Annotated in this window: 16 protein-coding genes and 1 pseudogene; 9 read left to right on the top strand and 8 right to left on the bottom strand. The window is 68.1% G+C overall.

Features of this window, described 5'->3' with window-relative positions; genetic code table 11:
- The first annotated feature begins 10 nt into the window (after window positions 1-10).
- The 4 genes from C265_RS19745 to C265_RS19730 all read left to right on the top strand — a co-directional run bounded on the left by C265_RS19745 (window position 11) and on the right by C265_RS19730 (window position 5,619).
- Complete coding sequence (locus C265_RS19745) at window positions 11-3,187, top strand: CusA/CzcA family heavy metal efflux RND transporter (RefSeq protein WP_010810709.1); 3,177 nt, start codon at window positions 11-13, stop codon at window positions 3,185-3,187.
- Window positions 3,188-3,342: 155 nt separating this feature from the next.
- Entirely contained in the window at window positions 3,343-4,467 is a 1,125-nt protein-coding gene (locus C265_RS19740) for a cytochrome P450 (protein ID WP_010810708.1), read from the top strand.
- Window positions 4,468-4,494: 27 nt separating this feature from the next.
- Window positions 4,495-4,851, top strand: coding sequence for an antibiotic biosynthesis monooxygenase (locus C265_RS19735; RefSeq protein ID WP_010810707.1), 357 nt, complete (start codon window positions 4,495-4,497; stop codon window positions 4,849-4,851).
- 12 nt (window positions 4,852-4,863) lie between these two features.
- Entirely contained in the window at window positions 4,864-5,619 is a 756-nt protein-coding gene (locus C265_RS19730; protein ID WP_011617847.1) for a sulfite exporter TauE/SafE family protein, read from the top strand.
- Window positions 5,620-5,715: 96 nt separating this feature from the next.
- Here the strand turns inward: C265_RS19730 and C265_RS19725 are convergent, their stop codons facing one another.
- Together C265_RS19725 and C265_RS19720 are read right to left on the bottom strand one after the other, a co-directional pair.
- Window positions 5,716-6,465, bottom strand: a complete 750-nt coding sequence (locus C265_RS19725; RefSeq protein WP_010810705.1) for a carbonic anhydrase — start codon at window positions 6,463-6,465, stop codon at window positions 5,716-5,718.
- Between the two features lie 323 nt (window positions 6,466-6,788).
- Complete coding sequence (locus C265_RS19720) at window positions 6,789-6,989, bottom strand: DUF3606 domain-containing protein (protein WP_010810704.1); 201 nt, start codon at window positions 6,987-6,989, stop codon at window positions 6,789-6,791.
- Window positions 6,990-7,122: 133 nt separating this feature from the next.
- Here C265_RS19720 and C265_RS19715 point away from each other — a divergent pair, with 133 nt between their 5' ends.
- On the top strand, window positions 7,123-8,220 hold the full coding sequence (locus C265_RS19715; RefSeq protein ID WP_010810703.1) for a PHB depolymerase family esterase: 1,098 nt from the start codon (window positions 7,123-7,125) through the stop codon (window positions 8,218-8,220).
- Window positions 8,221-8,383: 163 nt separating this feature from the next.
- On the opposite strand, the gene C265_RS19710 is transcribed toward C265_RS19715, so the two are convergent.
- Window positions 8,384-8,698: a 2Fe-2S iron-sulfur cluster-binding protein gene (locus C265_RS19710; RefSeq protein ID WP_010810702.1), complete on the bottom strand. Its 315-nt coding sequence runs from the start codon at window positions 8,696-8,698 to the stop codon at window positions 8,384-8,386.
- Window positions 8,691-9,308 (bottom strand): YigZ family protein, encoded by a 618-nt coding sequence (locus C265_RS19705; RefSeq protein WP_037024807.1) that lies wholly within the window; start codon window positions 9,306-9,308, stop codon window positions 8,691-8,693. The genes C265_RS19710 and C265_RS19705 overlap by 8 nt, the downstream gene beginning before the upstream one ends.
- A gap of 294 nt (window positions 9,309-9,602) precedes the next feature.
- Between C265_RS19705 and C265_RS19700 the strand changes: the two genes are divergently transcribed.
- The 4 genes from C265_RS19700 to cysK all read left to right on the top strand — a co-directional run bounded on the left by C265_RS19700 (window position 9,603) and on the right by cysK (window position 13,977).
- A complete protein-coding gene (locus C265_RS19700) occupies window positions 9,603-11,588 on the top strand; it encodes a PhoX family phosphatase (protein ID WP_010810700.1) in 1,986 nt (661 codons plus the stop codon).
- Window positions 11,589-11,699: 111 nt separating this feature from the next.
- A complete protein-coding gene (locus tag C265_RS19695; protein ID WP_011617843.1) occupies window positions 11,700-12,212 on the top strand; it encodes a GNAT family N-acetyltransferase in 513 nt (170 codons plus the stop codon).
- A 74-nt stretch (window positions 12,213-12,286) separates the two neighbouring features.
- Window positions 12,287-12,904 (top strand): DUF938 domain-containing protein, encoded by a 618-nt coding sequence (locus C265_RS19690; RefSeq protein ID WP_010810698.1) that lies wholly within the window; start codon window positions 12,287-12,289, stop codon window positions 12,902-12,904.
- A gap of 155 nt (window positions 12,905-13,059) precedes the next feature.
- Window positions 13,060-13,977 (top strand): cysteine synthase A, encoded by a 918-nt coding sequence (gene cysK / locus C265_RS19685; RefSeq protein WP_010810697.1) that lies wholly within the window; start codon window positions 13,060-13,062, stop codon window positions 13,975-13,977.
- Window positions 13,978-14,030: 53 nt separating this feature from the next.
- On the opposite strand, the pseudogene C265_RS19680 reads toward cysK, so the two are convergent.
- From C265_RS19680 to C265_RS19665, 4 genes and pseudogenes are all read right to left on the bottom strand, one after another.
- Window positions 14,031-14,513, bottom strand: a pseudogene (locus C265_RS19680) (GFA family protein); the annotation flags it as partial.
- An 84-nt stretch (window positions 14,514-14,597) separates the two neighbouring features.
- Window positions 14,598-15,260, bottom strand: a complete 663-nt coding sequence (gene alkB / locus C265_RS19675; RefSeq protein ID WP_010810695.1) for a DNA oxidative demethylase AlkB — start codon at window positions 15,258-15,260, stop codon at window positions 14,598-14,600.
- Window positions 15,261-15,290: 30 nt separating this feature from the next.
- Complete coding sequence (locus tag C265_RS19670) at window positions 15,291-15,707, bottom strand: type II toxin-antitoxin system HicB family antitoxin (RefSeq protein WP_010810694.1); 417 nt, start codon at window positions 15,705-15,707, stop codon at window positions 15,291-15,293.
- A 50-nt stretch (window positions 15,708-15,757) separates the two neighbouring features.
- Window positions 15,758-15,934, bottom strand: a complete 177-nt coding sequence (locus C265_RS19665) for a type II toxin-antitoxin system HicA family toxin (RefSeq protein ID WP_010810693.1) — start codon at window positions 15,932-15,934, stop codon at window positions 15,758-15,760.
- Window positions 15,935-15,973 lie beyond the last annotated feature (39 nt).

Genomic DNA, 15,973 nt, shown 5'->3' with positions numbered 1-15,973 from the left:
GGAGGCGTGCATGTTTGAACGTCTGATCCGCTTTGCCATCGAGCAACGCTGGCTGGTCCTGCTGGCGGTGCTGGGCATGGCCGCGCTGGGCCTGTACAGCTACACCCGGCTGCCGATCGACGCGGTGCCGGATATCACCAACGTGCAGGTGCAGATCAACACTGCCGCGCCGGGCTATTCGCCGCTGGAGACCGAGCAGCGCATCACCTATCCGGTCGAGACCGTGATGGCGGGCCTGCCCGGGCTGGAGCAGACGCGCTCGCTGTCGCGCTACGGGCTGTCGCAGGTGACGGTGATCTTCCGCGACGGCACCGATATCCACTTTGCGCGCCAGCTGGTCAACCAGCGCATCCAGGAAGCGCGCGACAAGCTGCCTGCCGGCATCACGCCCGCGATGGGCCCGATCTCGACCGGGCTGGGCGAGATCTACCTGTGGACGGTCGAGGCCGACCCCGGAGCGCGCAAGCCGGATGGCACGCCCTATACGCTGTCGGACCTGCGCGAGATCCAGGACTGGGTGATCCGCCCGCAGCTGCGCAACGTACCCGGCGTGACCGAGGTCAATGCCATCGGCGGCCATGCGCGCGCCTATGTGGTCGCGCCCAGTCTGGAGCGCATGGCGTCGTACGGGTTGTCGCTGGCCGATGTGGTGAGCGCGCTGGAGAAGAACAACGACAACGTCGGCGCCGGCTATATCGAGCGCCGCGGCGAGCAGTACCTGGTGCGCGTGCCGGGGCAGGTGCGCTCGCTTGAGGATATCCGCGACGTGATCGTCGGCACCGCGCAGGGCCTGCCGATCCGCGTGCGCGACGTGGCCACCGTGCAGACCGGCGGCGAGCTGCGCACCGGCGCGGCCACCGAGAACGGCCGCGAGGTGGTGCTGGGCACCGTGTTCATGCTGATCGGCGAGAACAGCCGCACGGTCTCGCAGGCGGTGGACCGCAAGATGGCCGAGATCAACCGCACGCTGTCCAAGGGCGTGCAGGCGGTCACGGTGTACGACCGCACCACGCTGGTCGACAAGGCCATTGCCACGGTCAAGAAGAACCTGCTGGAAGGCGCGGTGCTGGTGATCGCCATCCTGTTCCTGTTCCTGGGCAACCTGCGCGCGGCGCTGATCACCGCGCTGGTGATCCCGCTGTCGATGCTGTTCACCTTCACGGGCATGGTGCACTACCGCATCAGCGCCAACCTGATGAGCCTGGGCGCGCTGGACTTCGGCATCATCGTCGACGGCGCGGTGGTGATCGTCGAGAACTGCGTGCGCCGGCTGGCGCATGCGCAGGAGCGCCACGGCCATCCCCTCACGCGCAGCGAACGCCTGCATGAAGTCTTTGCCGCGGCGCGCGAGGCGCGCCGGCCGCTGCTGTACGGCCAGCTGATCATCATGGTGGTGTACCTGCCGATCTTTGCGCTGACCGGGGTCGAGGGCAAGATGTTCCACCCGATGGCCTTCACCGTGGTGCTGGCGTTGCTGGGCGCGATGGTGCTGTCGGTGACCTTCGTGCCGGCCGCGGTGGCGCAGTTTATCGGCAACCGCGTGGCTGAGCGCGAGAACCGGCTGATGGCCTGGGCACGCCGCCGCTACGCGGTGCTGCTGGAGCGCTCGCTGGCCGCGACGCCAGTGGTGCTGACGTTTGCCGGCGTGGCGGTGGCATTGTGCCTGGCCATTGCCACGCGGCTGGGCAGCGAGTTCGTGCCCAGCCTGAATGAAGGCGACCTGGCGATCCAGGCCTTGCGCATCCCCGGCACCAGCCTGACGCAATCCGTGGCGATGCAGCAGCAGGTGGAAACCGCGCTGAAGGCCAGGTTCCCGGAGATCGAGCGCATCTTTGCGCGCACCGGCACCGCGGAGATCGCCTCCGACCCGATGCCGCCGAATATCTCCGACGGCTACATCATGCTCAAGCCCATGTCGCAATGGCCCGAGCCGCGCCGCACGCGCGACCAGCTGATCGCCGCGATCCGCGATGAGGTGGGCAAGCTGCCGGGCAACAACTATGAATTCTCGCAACCGATCCAGCTGCGCTTTAACGAGCTGATCTCGGGCGTGCGCTCCGACGTGGCGGTCAAGGTGTTCGGCGACGACAACGCCGTGCTGGAGCAGACCGCCAATCGCATCGCGGCGGTGCTGCAGGGCATCCCCGGCGCGGCCGAGGTGAGGGTCGAACAGACCACCGGCCTGCCGATGCTGACAGTCCAGATCGACCGCAACAAGGCGGCGCGCTATGGCCTGAACCTGAGCGATATCCAGGATGCGGTGGCGATCGGCATCGGTGGCAAGGTGTCTGGCACCTTCTTCAGCGGCGACCGGCGCTTCGACATCGTGGTGCGCCTGCCCGATGCCGTGCGCGAGGACGTGGAAGCGCTGCGGCGCCTGCCGGTGCCGCTGCCGAAGGAAGCCGCAGCGCGCACCAGCTATATCCCTCTGAGCGAAGTCGCCAGCGTGGATATCGCACCGGGCCCCAACCAGGTCTCGCGCGAGAACGGCAAGCGCCGCATCGTGGTCAGCGCCAATGTGCGCGGGCGCGATATCGGCAGCTTCGTGCCCGAGGCCGAGGCCGCCATCCGCGCGCGCGTGCAGATCCCGGCGGGCTACTGGACCAGCTGGGGCGGCACCTTCGAGCAGCTGCAGTCCGCCACCGCGCGGCTGCGCATAGTAGTGCCGCTGGCGCTGGGGATTGTGTTCGTGCTGCTGTTCGCCATGTTCGGCAACGTCAAGGACGGGCTGCTGGTCTTCACCGGCATCCCGTTCGCGCTGACCGGCGGCATCCTGGCGCTATGGCTGCGCGGCATTCCGCTGTCGATCTCGGCGGCGGTGGGCTTTATCGCGCTGTGCGGCGTGGCGGTGCTCAACGGGCTGGTGATGCTGTCGTTTATCCGCTCGCTGCGCGAGGAAGGCCATGGGCTGGATGCGGCGATCCGCGATGGGGCGTTGACGCGGCTGAGGCCGGTGCTGATGACCGCGCTGGTTGCGTCGCTTGGTTTCGTGCCGATGGCCCTGGCCACGGGCACGGGTGCCGAGGTGCAGCGTCCGCTGGCGACGGTCGTCATCGGCGGCATCCTGTCGTCGACGGCGCTGACCTTGCTGGTGTTGCCGGTGCTGTACCGGCTGGCGCACCGGAACGACGAGCCGGCGACGGAAGCGGCGCAAGGGGAAGGGGAGCTGGCGCGAATGGATGCGTGAAGTCCCAGGGTGTGGCGGCGTTGCGTCACTTCATTCGATAGTTCATGTCACCATGAACCTTCGGCCTGCGCCGCGGCGGCATGATGTGACTGTCCGCCCGCCCCCGGGCGCTGGGTTCGCTGCAAGGACTCAGCACTTCCATCCACTGTGCCGCCATGCCCGATACCGATATCGATCCGCTCAGCGCCGTCACCCATCCCGACCCGTACCCGTACTACCGGGAGCTGGCCGCCAGCCAGCCATTCTTCCGCGATGACCGCCTTGGCCTGTGGGTTGCCGCCGGCCCGCAGGAAGTGGCCGACGTGCTTGCCCACTCCGACTGCCGCGTGCGGCCGCCCGCGCAGCCGGTGCCGCCCGCGCTGGCCGGCACCGCCGCCGGCGAGCTGTTCGGCCGGTTGGTCCGGATGAACGACGGCGCCGCGCACGCGCCGCTCAAGGCCCTGCTGATGCCGATGCTGGCGGGTATCGACCCGGCCGCCGCGGCGCAGCGCGCAACGGTGCTGGCGGCGGTGCTCGATGCCGGCGAAGCGTCCTGGGCCGCCATGTCCGGCGAGTGCATCAATCGCTGGCTGTTCACGCTGCCGGTCGTCACGGTCGCCGACCTGCTTGGCCTGCCGGTTGCCAACGAAGGCAGCAGCGCGGCCGAAGCCGCACAACGGGTTGCGGCCTTCGCCGGCGCGCAGTCGCCATTGGCCGATGCACCGGCCGTGCGCGCAGGCGCCGAGGCCGCTCAATGGCTGGGGCACTGGCTTGCCGATGCGGCGGACGGCGCAGGGCCGCTGCCGGCGCTGCGGCAGGCAGCCCGTGCCGCCGGCATCGACGCGCAGGCGGTCGCCGCCAACATCATCGGCCTGCTGGTGCAAGCCTGCGAAGCCACCGCGGCGCTGGCCGGGAATACGCTGCTGCGGCTGGGTCGCGACACGACGCAGTCAGGGCTGCCGCTCGATGCCGTGGTGGCGCGGGTCGCCCGGGAGGATCCGCCGGTGCAGAATACGCGGCGCTTCCTGGCCGCCGATGCGCAACTGTGCGGCCACGCCGTCAAGGCCGGCGACGCGGTGCTGGTGCTGCTGGCCGCGGCGTCGTGCAGTGGTGCCGCGGCCGGCGAACGGCCATGGACCTTCGGCCACGGCCGCCATGCCTGTCCCGGCGACCGCCTGGCGCAGGCGCTGGCTGCCGCCACGGTGGCGGCGCTGCGTGCGCGTGGGGCCGACCCGGCCGCGCTGGCGCAGGCATTCCGCTATCGTCCGTCGCTGAACGCACGCATTCCGCATTTCCTTTGATTCCCGCCATTGCCCCCAGGAGACAACATGATCGCAGTCATCTTCGAAGTCGAGCCCGCGCCGGGCCGGCAGGACAACTACCTCGATATCGCCGCGCACCTGCGCCCGCAGCTGGAGGCCATCGACGGCTTTATCTCGGTGGAGCGCTTCCAGAGCCTGACCAACCCCAACAAGCTGCTGTCGCTGTCGTTCTTCCGCGACGAGGCCGCGGTGATCGCCTGGCGCAATACGCTGGCTCATCGCCAGGCGCAGGCGGCCGGTCGCGGCGGCGTGTTTGCCGGCTACCGGCTGCGCGTGGCGCAGGTGCTGCGCGACTACGGGCTGAACGAGCGCGACCAGGCGCCGGCGGACAGCCGCGCGGTGCATGACCACAAGGCGGGCTGAGGGGGAGCAGCGATGACGATGGAAGCAATCGCCACCCAAGCCGCCTTTATCGGCCTGACGTTCTTGCTGGCAGGCTTTGTCAAGGGGGTGGTGGGCCTGGGCTTGCCCACGGTTGCGGTGGGCATGCTGGGGCTGGTGATGCCGCCCGCGCAGGCCGCGGCGCTGCTGGTGGCGCCGTCGATGGTGACCAACGTGGTGCAGCTGTTCGGCGGGCCGCGCTTCGGGCAGCTGATGCTACGGCTGTGGCCGATGCTGGTGGCGATCTGCGCCGGCACCTGGCTGTGCGCGGCATGGGTGCCGGCCGGCATGACGACGCACGCGACCTCGGCCTTGGGTGTGGCGCTGGTGCTGTACGCGGTGGTCGGGCTGGCAGCGGTGAAGCTGGTGGTGCCGGCAGGGGCGGAGCGGTGGCTCGGGCCGTTGATCGGGCTGGTCACGGGTGGCATTACGGCGGTGACCGGTGTGTTCGTGATTCCCGCCGTGCCTTACCTGCAGGGACTCGGGCTGGACAAGGAAAGCCTGGTGCAGGCGCTCGGGCTGTCGTTCACGGTATCGACCATTGCGCTGGCGGTGAGCCTGGCCATGGGCGGGTCGCTGCTGCATATGCCGGTGCTGGGCGCCTCGGCGCTGGCGCTGGTGCCGGCGCTCGGCGGCATGTTCCTGGGCCAGTGGCTGCGCCACCGGATCAGCGCCGAGCGCTTCCGCAAGCTGTTCTTCTGCGGGCTGCTGGTGTTGGGCGGCGAGCTGGCGCTGCGCGGGCTGTCCTGACCCTGCCGCTGGCTTGCTCCCCTCTCCCGCAAGCGGGAGAGGGAGCGCACAGTCGGTCATTGCCGCCCGATTGGTACTTCTATCGGGCGCCGTCCTCTAGTGGCTGACCTGCACCGTGCGGCCGTTCAGCGGCTGCACCGGGCGGGCGTTCATCGGATAAAGCTGACGGAATGCGGCCAACTGCGCCGGCGACACTTCCACCGGGGTCTTCAGCACCTGCCAGCGCACGTCCTCGCTGCACGGCGGCGTGGTCAGCGAGCCGGTGAAGGCCCAGTACGACTGCCGGGCCGGCAGCAACGCCGCCACATCCAGCGGCGCCGTCAGTTCGCGCGACTCTCCGGCCTTGGCCGGCAGGCTCGCGAAGACCGGTTTCAGCGCCGCATTCTCCCGCCCGGACTTGAACAGCACCGCCACCACCGCCAGCTTGCCTTCTGCATTCTGGTGCACCAGGTGCGCGACCAGCGGATAGGCCTTGCCGTTGATCTTCTCTTCGCTGGGCGTATGGAAGTGGAACTGCAGCAGCTTGTAGGGCACGCCGTCGAGTTCGATCTGCCCCGCTGCGGGCAGGTTGACCTGTACGGTGTGGCCGTTGTTGACCACGGTGGCGGGCGCCGCGGCGTAGCCAAAGCCGATCGGCTTCAGGTCCGCAGGCCGGGCCTTGCTGGTGCGGATATCGATGGGCGACTGGTGCTTGCCCAGCGCACAGGTCTTGTAGTCCTGGTCGAGCTCGGCCCAGTGGCTGGTACCGGTCGGTCCGGTGTAGCTCCAGTGCGGGTCATTGCCGGCCCACGCGGCAGGTGCAAGCAAGGCGGTGCAAACCGTGATAATCGGCAGCCTGGTGTTCATTGTCGATGCGTCCTAGTGTTGGTAACCCCTTGGTTTCCGACGTGGTGTTGTCAAGCTGTCCCAGTCTTGAGTGCCGGGTCTTTTGCCCGGGCCGGAAATCATGCAGCAAAACTACCGTCCAGCGAATAAGGCATTGCTGAATTCCGGTCTGCACAGCGTTTAACAAGGGTACGGACTGCATGCACGCATGCGATTGATGCGTGCCGCGCATGCCGGCATGGAACGGACACGGCGCCGACATCTCACGTGGCCCGCTGAAGGCGCAGGGCGCCACAGGCATCCCCGCTCAGCCGGGGATGCCTGCCACCGTTTGTCTCGGGATTTCAGCCAGGCCGCGCGCCGGCCTGGTTCGACTCCAGTTGCGCGCGTACCGCGGAGATATGGTCGCCCGCGGCATCGACGGCGTTCTCCAGGTCGCTGGTGCTGCAGCCCAGCTCCCGGCACCAGTACTGCACTTCAAGCGGATCCATCAGGTTGATGCGGCCAGGATCCAGGGGCCTGAACTCGTTTGTCACATCGCTCATGCTTGCCTCCTGTCCATGTCTCGGGGCGACACGGCCCTTGCATTGTAGGCAGTGATCCGGCACGCGTTGCATGCAAGGTGGGCCTGGGCTTGCGCATATGATGTACGGGTTACCCCAGCCGACAGGACGCCGCATGCCCCGCTCATCCGGTGCAAAACTCTGGTCCACGCTGAACAAGGCCGCGGCCCGCAATGCGCGCCGCATGCAGCGCGCCGTCAACCAGAACCTGACCAGGCCGATGACCGAGGCCATCGTGCGCAACGCGGTGAAGCAATCGGCTGCAGTCACGGCCGCCACGCAGCGCGCACTGTCGGGCGTGGTATCGCCGGTGCAGGCGCCGCAGAACCGCGGCAGCGGGCGCTGGGAAGAAGGCGCATGGGGCGCACCAGTGGCGCCGCGCCGCTACCGCATCTTTGTGCCGGCCGGCGTCACGGCGTCGCGGCGCGCCCCGATGCTGGTGCTGCTGCATGGCTGCGGCCAGGATGCCGCCAGCTTTGCCGCGGTCACGCGCGCCGCCGCCGTGGCGCGCGAAGCCGGCTGGGTGGTGTTGCTGCCTGAACAGGCCTCGCAGGCCAATGCACAGCGCTGCTGGAACTGGTTCCGGCCCGCCGCTCAGGGCGGTGTCGAAGCCGGGCTGCTGATGGCGCTGGTCGACCAGGCTTGCCGCTGCCATCCGGTTGCCGCGGACCGCATCAGCGTGCTGGGGCTGTCCGCGGGCGGCGCGATGGCGCTGATGCTGGGGCTGCGCTATCCGGGACGCTTTGCCGCAGTGGGGTCGCACTCCGGCGCGGTGCCATGGAGCGCCAGCAATGCCGCCCAGGCAGCGCGCGCCATGCGCGGGGGACACGGGCCCGATGCCAAGGCCATGCAGGCGCTGCGGTTCGGACTGGCAGGGCGCCGCCCGCCGCCGTTGCTATTGCTGCATGGCGATGCCGACCACGTGGTCGACTTCAGCAACGCCACCGCCGCGGCGGGCATGTGGATGCACCTGCAGCCGGAGGATGCGCACGCGTTGTCCGCGGCGCCGGCACGGCGCATCCAGCGCGGCATGCGCCGTGCCATGGATGTGTTCGACTGGACGGAGGGAAAGTCGCCTTACGTGCGCCTGGTGCGGATCGAGGGCCTGGGTCACGCCTGGAGCGGCGGGGCAGGCGGGCAGGCGTTCTCCGATCCGGCGGGGCCGGATGGGTTGAAGCTGGCGTTGCGATTTTTTCTGGCGGTTGGGGGGTGAGGCAGGCTTGACGCCTCATGGATATCGCGCTGTCATCCGGTTACGAAGGTGATCGCGTTTTCTCCGAGCGAGCGAACGGCGAAGTCTCGTCTCGGCTTCCTGCAAGACCTGACACGGCTGCCCGACCTCGACAAAAGTGTCGAATAGTACCTTCGACTGACCCCTACCCCAAACTTACCGGCTCAATCACCACATCACTGGCCGGACAAGCCACACACGGCAAGATCAGCCCCTCTTCCCTCTCATCCAGACTCAACCCCGGCCATTCGATCCGATAGCGGATCGTCCCTGCATGCAGCCGGCTGGCGCAGGCGCGGCAGGTGCCGTTGCGACAGGAGTTGGGCAGCGACACGCCTTCGAGCAAGGCAGCTTCCAGCAGGCTCAGCTCGGCCGGCGCGGCGAAGCGGGTATTGCCTGGCAGCACGCTTGTGGTGAATTCGGCGCGGTCGTCGGGCGCCACCGGCTCGCGTTCAGCCATGGTCCTCACCCTCCGCTTCCGGGAATTGGGCGCGTCCGTGGGTCGCGTCGCGCAGGGCGTCGCGCGCGGCGTCGAGCTGGGTTGCGGGCATGCGCAGGACCAGCGTGGCCAGCGCGCCATAGGCGGTGTCGGCCAGCGTGCAGCCCGGCTGCGCGTCGTAGTCGAGCCAGCGGCGCACGCGCGGCTCGTCGGCATAGTCGACGGACACCGTCAGGGTGCCGTAGGCGATGCGTTCCACGCGCTCGGCCTTTTTCAGCGCGGCCGCGATGGCATCGGTGTAAGCGCGCACCAACCCGCCCGCCCCCAGTTTGACGCCACCGTAATAGCGCACCACCGCCGCCAGCACGCCGTCCAGGTCATGGTGGCGCAGCACTTCAAGGATGGGCCGGCCGGCGGTGCCGGAGGGCTCGCCATCGTCGGACATGCCCGAGGCGCCGCCAGCCAGCAAGGCCCAGCACACGTGGGTGGCGGTGGGGTGCTCGGCGCGCAGCGCCTGCAGCGCCGCCATGGCGGCGTCACGGTCGGCAACGGGCAGCGCCAGCGCCAGGAAGCGGCTCTTGCGGATTTCGATCTCGGCCCGGACGGGGTTGGCTAGCGTGTAAGTGGGCAAGCGGAAGGGCGGAAGTAGGCAGAAACGGCGGCTGCCGGCATTCAACGGATCCGCGCCTGTGGAGCCGCGGATGCAAAGGGCGAGTGTACCGCAGCGGCATCCTGGCTCAGCCGAAAGCGCCGCTTTTGTGTTGTATCGTCAACTTGGTGTCACAAACAGCGCCTACGATCCGCTCCGGCCATGCGCAATGCCGCCCGCCGCCCGCCTGTGCCAACAGGTGCCCGGCCCCGCCCGCGGGACCGGCGCAAATACGCAGTGAACAACATATCCCTTCCTCTTCCCCGGATCGAGAACATGCTTGAACAACCCAATGCAGGCCGCCGCAAGGCCCTGAAGCTCCTGGCCGGCGCGCCGATGCTGCCGCTTGGTCTTGCCTCCACCAGCCTGCTGGCAGGTTGCGGCGGTGGCGACGACGCTGTCGCCGCGCCGCTTCCGCCGGCCCAGGCGGCCACGTTCACCACGGCCGAATTCGTTGGCATGAGCGCGCCGACGCTGGCAACGCCCGACGCCATGGCGACCACCACGGTGGGCTCCAGCCTCAAGGTGTCGTTCAGCGACGGCAGCAGCCAGACCTACAAGCTGGCCTACCAGCCGTTCTTCATCACCGGCGACACCCTGCCCGACGGCAAGGGCGGCACCATCCTGGCCGGCGGCTACTACGACATCAACAACAAGCCGATCATGGACACCTCCGTGGCCGGCAAGGAGCGCCAGTTTTTCTCCGACGCGCCGGACGGCAGCTCACTGCTGACCCTGGCCAACCCGACCGTGCCCGGCGTCAAGGGCAAGACGGTGTTTGCGGTGGTGCAGTTCGAGTACACCACGCGCAACCAGGGCAATGTCAGCATGTACGGCCTGCTGCCGTCGCCGATCGCCGTGGTGACGCTGGACCAGGACCCGGCCACCGGCAAGCTGACCCCGGTCAAGTACCACAATGTCGATACCTCGGGCGTCAACGGCCTGTGGATCACCTGCGGCGCCAGCCTGTCGCCGTGGAACACCCACCTGTCGAGCGAGGAGTACGAGACCGACCTGCTGAACGCCAGCGCGGTCACGCAGTTGCAGGGCTACAGCCAGAACCTGTACGGCGACCCGGCCCGCGCCAACGCCTACAACTACGGCCACCTGCCGGAAGTCACGGTCAACCCGGACGGCACCGGCACCATCAAGAAGCACTACTGCCTGGGCCGCATCTCGCATGAGCTGGTACAGGTCATGCCCGACGAACGCACCGTGCTGATGGGCGACGATGCCACCAACGGCGGCCTGTTCCTGTTTATCGCCGACCGCGCCCGCGACCTGTCGTCCGGCACGCTGTACGTGGCCAAGTGGCACCAGACCTCGGGCGTGGGCCCGGGCAGCGCCACGCTGTCGTGGATCAGGCTGGGCAGCGCCACCAGTGCCGAAATCCGCGCGCTGGTCGACGGCGGCATCAGGCTGGCCGACATCATGGATGTCAAGACCACCGATCCCGCTGACGTCAGCTACACCCGCATCATCTACAACGGCAAGCCGAACTGGGTGAAGCTGATGCCGGGCATGGAAAAGGCCGCGGCGTTCCTGGAAACGCACCGCTACGCCGCCCTGGTCGGCGGCAGCCTGGGCTTCACCAAGATGGAAGGCACCACGGTCAACATCAAGGACAAGAAGGCCTACTCGGCCATGTCCCGCATCGAGTCGAGCATGCTCACGGGCAATGCCGCCAACGCCGGTGATATCCAGGTGGAAGGCCCATACTCCGGCGCGGTCTATGAGCTGAACCTGAAGGGCGGCCAGGCCGACAAGACCGGCACGGCCATCAACAGCGAATGGGTGCCGGTCGACATGGCGGCGGTGCCCGCGCTGGTCAGCGAAGACCTGGGGGGCGGCAAGATGAAGCAGCAGGATGCGCTGGGCAACTTTGCCAACCCGGACAAGGTCGCCACGCCCGACAACCTGAAGTTCTCGGAAAAGCTGCGCACGTTGTTTGTCGGCGAGGACAGCAATACCCACGTCAACAACTTCCTGTGGGCGTACAACGTCGATACCAAGGTGCTCAGCCGCGTGCTGTCGTGCCCGGTCGGCGCCGAATCCACGGGCCTGCACGCGGTGGACGAGATCAACGGCTGGACTTATGTGATGAGCAACTTCCAGCACGTTGGCGACTGGGAATCGCCGCTGCACGACAAGGTCCGGCCGACGCTTGAAGCCAAGGTGATGGCCAACTACAAGGACCGCTTCGGTGCCGCCGTGGGCTACCTGACGGCCGATCCGACCGGCGTCAGGCTGGCCAAGGCCTGACGCGTCGCGCAGTGCCAGGATGAGGGCGGCGGGCTTCGGCCCGCCGTTTTTTGTTGGCGCGCGATCGTTTAACATGGCAACTCCGGCACCATGCCCAGCCTCCCGCCCGTCATGCCTGACCAGCTTCCGCACATCCACTCCGCGCGCCTCAGCCTGCTGCCCTTTCGTGGCGACGACGCAGCCGAGGCGTTTGCCTGCATCACCCCGACGCTTGCCCGATTCATGGACTGGGATCCGTCGCCCTCGCCGGCGGCTTTCGAGACCGTGTGGCAAGGCTGGCTGGCAGGCATGGCGCGAGGCTCGGAATTCGTGCTCACTATCCGGCGTGCCGACGACGGGCTGTTCCTGGGGCTGGCGGGATTGCACCATGCCGACACGCCCGCGCCGGAACTCGGCATCTGGATCCGCGAGGACTGCCACGGCCATGCCTTCGGCCTGGAAGCGGTCACTGCGCTGGCGCAATGGGCGCAGGACAACCTGTCGCCGGCGCACCTGGTCTATCCCGTGGCCGAACCGAACTGGCCCAGCCGCCGGATCGCAGAGTCGCTTGGCGGCACGGTCGTGGGCCAGGCCACGACGCGCAAGTTTGAGCGCTTGATCTACCGGATTCCGGGGGGCCGTTGACGCACTGCGGCAGCGCGCCCCCCGGCGCGCCGATTCTGCTACGCTAGGCGCTTTCCCCCGCTGAGCATGCCATCATGACCGGCTCCACCCAAGACCCCGATGCACGCCGCATGGCGCCCGCCACCGAGCGCAACCGCGAGCCGATCCTTGCGGTATTGCGCAAAGTGCTGCCCGCCAGCGGCACGGTACTGGAAATTGCCAGCGGCACCGGCCAGCATGCCGTGCACTTCGCGGCAGCGTTGCCGGGACTGACCTGGCAGCCAAGCGATGCGGAAGCCGCCGCGCGCGCGTCGATCGCCGCGTGGACCGCGCATGCGGGCCTGGCCAATGTGCGCGCGCCGCTGGCGCTGGATGTCTGCCGCCAGCCGTGGGGCATCGACGCCGCGGATGCGGTGGTCTGCATCAACATGATCCATATCGCCCCGTGGGCTGCGGCCGAGGCGCTCTTCGCAGGCGCCGGCAAGCTGCTGGGCCCGGGCGGCGTGCTGTTCCTGTACGGCCCCTATTGCCGCGGCGGCGCGCATACGGCGCCCAGCAACGCCGCCTTCGACGCGCAGCTGCGCGCCACCGATGCCGACTGGGGCGTGCGCGACATGGAAGCCGTGATCGCGTTGGGCGAGGCGCAGGGCATGCGCTGCGACGAGCCGGTGCCGATGCCGGCCAACAACTTCAGCCTGGTGTTCCGCAAGTAACCCGCTGCGCGCGCTTCAGCCGCGCACCAGCATCACGATCACGGCGGCAGTCGGGCAGCTCGAGCGGCGCCTTGCTCTAAAATCATCCCGTCATTCGATCCTGCGGTGCCAGCGGCTTCCAAGCCTGCGACACCGCGCCCGCCACGGAGAACACGATGAAGGTCCAGAACATCCTGCAGACGATCGGCAATACCCCGCATATCCGCATCAACCGGCTGTTCGGCAACGGCCACGAGGTCTGGATCAAGTCAGAGCGCAGCAACCCCGGCGCCTCGATCAAGGACCGCATCGCGCTGTCGATGGTGGAAGACGCCGAACGCCGTGGGGTGCTCAAGCCGGGCGGCACCATCATCGAGCCGACCTCGGGCAATACCGGCATCGGCCTGGCCATGGTGGCCGCGGTCAAGGGCTACAAGCTGGTGCTGGTGATGCCGGACAGCATGTCGGTGGAGCGCCGCCGCCTGATGCTGGCTTATGGCGCCACCTTTGACCTGACCCCGCGCGAGAAGGGCATGAAGGGCTCGATCGCTCGTGCCGAGGAACTGGTTGCGGCCACGCCGGGCGCATGGATGCCGCAGCAGTTCGAGAATCCCGCCAATGTCGACGTGCACGCGCGCACCACCGCGCAGGAAATCCTGAATGACTTCCCCGAGGGGCTGGATGTGCTGATCACCGGCGTCGGCACCGGCGGCCACCTGACGGGCTGCGCCCGCGTGCTCAAGGACAAGTGGCCGCAGCTCAAGGTTTTTGGCGTGGAGCCGGTGGCCTCGCCGGTGATCTCCGGCGGCGCGCCGGCGCCGCACCCGATCCAGGGCATCGGCGCGGGCTTTATCCCGAAGAACCTCGATACCTCGTTGCTCGACGGCGTGATCCAGGTCGATGCCGAGCCCGCGCGCGAGATGGCACGCCGCTGCGCGCGCGAGGAAGGCATCCTGGTCGGCATCTCGTCCGGCGCCACGCTGGCCGCGATCGCGCAGAAGCTGCCCGGGCTGCCGGCCAACGCGCGCGTGCTGGGCTTCAACTACGACACCGGCGAGCGCTACCTGACCGTCGAAGGGTTCCTGCCCGCCTGAGCTGCCAAGGCCGGCCGATGAAAACGTTCATATCGCGAACGGGAGTCTTTCAGCGACGACAGGCCGTGCCGCTTGTGCCAGTCCGCCAGCGATTCCTCCGGCCAGGTGTCGCAGTGCACATGGCCTTTGCCCTTGGGCACGTCGACCCAGGGCGCGACCGATTCCAGCGAGGCCTCCACCACCTCCGGCGGGCGCGGCAGCGGCGTGTCGATAGCCGATGCATGCGGATACACCAGCTCCGGCCAGCGCGGGTCCCAAAGCCACAGCGCGCTGCCGCATTTCACGCAGAAATGGCGCTGCGCCGGCGAGCGCCGCGCGCGCTTGCCGGGTTCGCGCAGCACGGCGTGGTAAATGCCCAGGTGCTTGCGCCCGCGCACGCGCAGCGTGGCCGCGTCGCCGCCGATGTTGATCGCGTAGCCCCCACCGCCGGCCGTCTTGCGGCAGATCGAGCAATGGCAATGCATATACGGACTGGGTGAGTCGGATTCAAGCGAGAAGTGGATCGCGCCGCAATGGCAGGAGCCGTCGAGATGCATGGTGTGGGCCTTTGCACGGTGGCGTTCAGGACAGTCCATTGACTGTAGAAAACCCCCGGCAAAGTGCCAAGGCGGCGGTGATGGCTAAAGCGCCTTGCGGAATGTCAGGTTGATGCGCAGCCGCCCCAGCAGCGGATGGTCGCCGTCGGCCAGCGGCGCCACGCCGTGGAAGGCCAGCCGCGACGGCCCGCCCCACACCACCACGTCGCCATGCGCCAGCCGCACCCGCTGCGGGCGGTCGGCGCGGCGCATGCCGCCGAACAGGAACACCGCGGGCAGTCCCAGCGAGACCGAAACGATGGGCGCGCTGAAATCGCGCTCGTCGCGGTCCTGGTGCAGCGAGAGCCGGGTGCCCGGCTCGTAGCGATTGATGAGGCAGGCATCCGGTTCGAAACCGGCAAAACCCGCTTGCGCCGCGGCAGTGGTGGCCAGCTTCCGGAAGCTCGCCGGCATCTCCGGCCACGGCTTTCCGTTCAGCGGATCGACGGGGTCATAGCGATAGCCACGCGCATCGGAGACCCAGCCGACCGTGCCGCAGTTGACCATCGCCACTGACATTCTTAGCCCGCCGGGGGTGATCATGTGCCGCCAGGGCGCAAGCGCGATGATGGCCTGGACGTCGGCCAGCAGCACTTCGGCATCCGCACGGGCCAGGCCGCGCAGGACTACGGCGCCGTCGGCGAGGGGTTCGATGGCGGGGCTGGCGGGGCCGTTCGGTGGCAGGTCGTCGAACAGGTCGAAAGTCATGGGTGGAGGTTTACGGACGCCTTGGCGCGGTCAGGCAACCGTCAGTTCCAGCCGCTTCCCCAGCGCCCGGAATGCAGCCTCGATCGTATCGATCTTGGTCGCATGGTCCAGGTTGACGATACGTTGCACCTCTTGCTTGCGCGTATTCAGCCGGCGCGCCAGTTCCGCCTGCGTCACGCCCTGCGCGATCATCTCGTTAAGCAGGAGCACCTTCGCCGACACGCTGGCCGGCAGTTCAACCAGATGCTGGCCGCGTTTTGCCTTCGACGGCAGTGGCACCGGGCGGCCATCTTCGAAATAGAATTCCATGGCCGTGGCGAGCGCATCGGCGGCCATTTCGCGGGCCTGCTCGATGGTGTCGCCGCTGGTCAGGGCTTCGGGGATATCGGGAAACGACACAGCAAAGCCACCGTCGTCCGGGACGATGTTGGCAGGGAAACGCAGCATATTGGGACTCCTTTGACGACAAGGGCAAGTTGGGGCGTGAGATGGAAGACTCATGACAGGCCGAGTTGCTTGAGAATCGCCTTGCGCAACCCCTCCCGGATCTCGTGGCTGGGATGCCGTGGCAGCGTGGTCTTCCTGCCATTGAGATACACCCTCACATGCTTCGCGCCTTCACTGAAGGTGGCGCCCTGTCCGGCGAGCCATCGCCGGAATTCACTCTGCTTCACCCGAATTCTCCTGCACCTCAGGGAAAGTCAAGGGTAAGC

Source organism: Cupriavidus sp. GA3-3 (assembly GCF_000389805.1).
In the GTDB taxonomy this organism is placed as follows: Bacteria; Pseudomonadota; Gammaproteobacteria; order Burkholderiales; family Burkholderiaceae; genus Cupriavidus; species Cupriavidus necator_D.
Note: the sequence above shows the minus strand (reverse complement) of the source record. Positions and strands in the feature narration are given on the sequence as shown.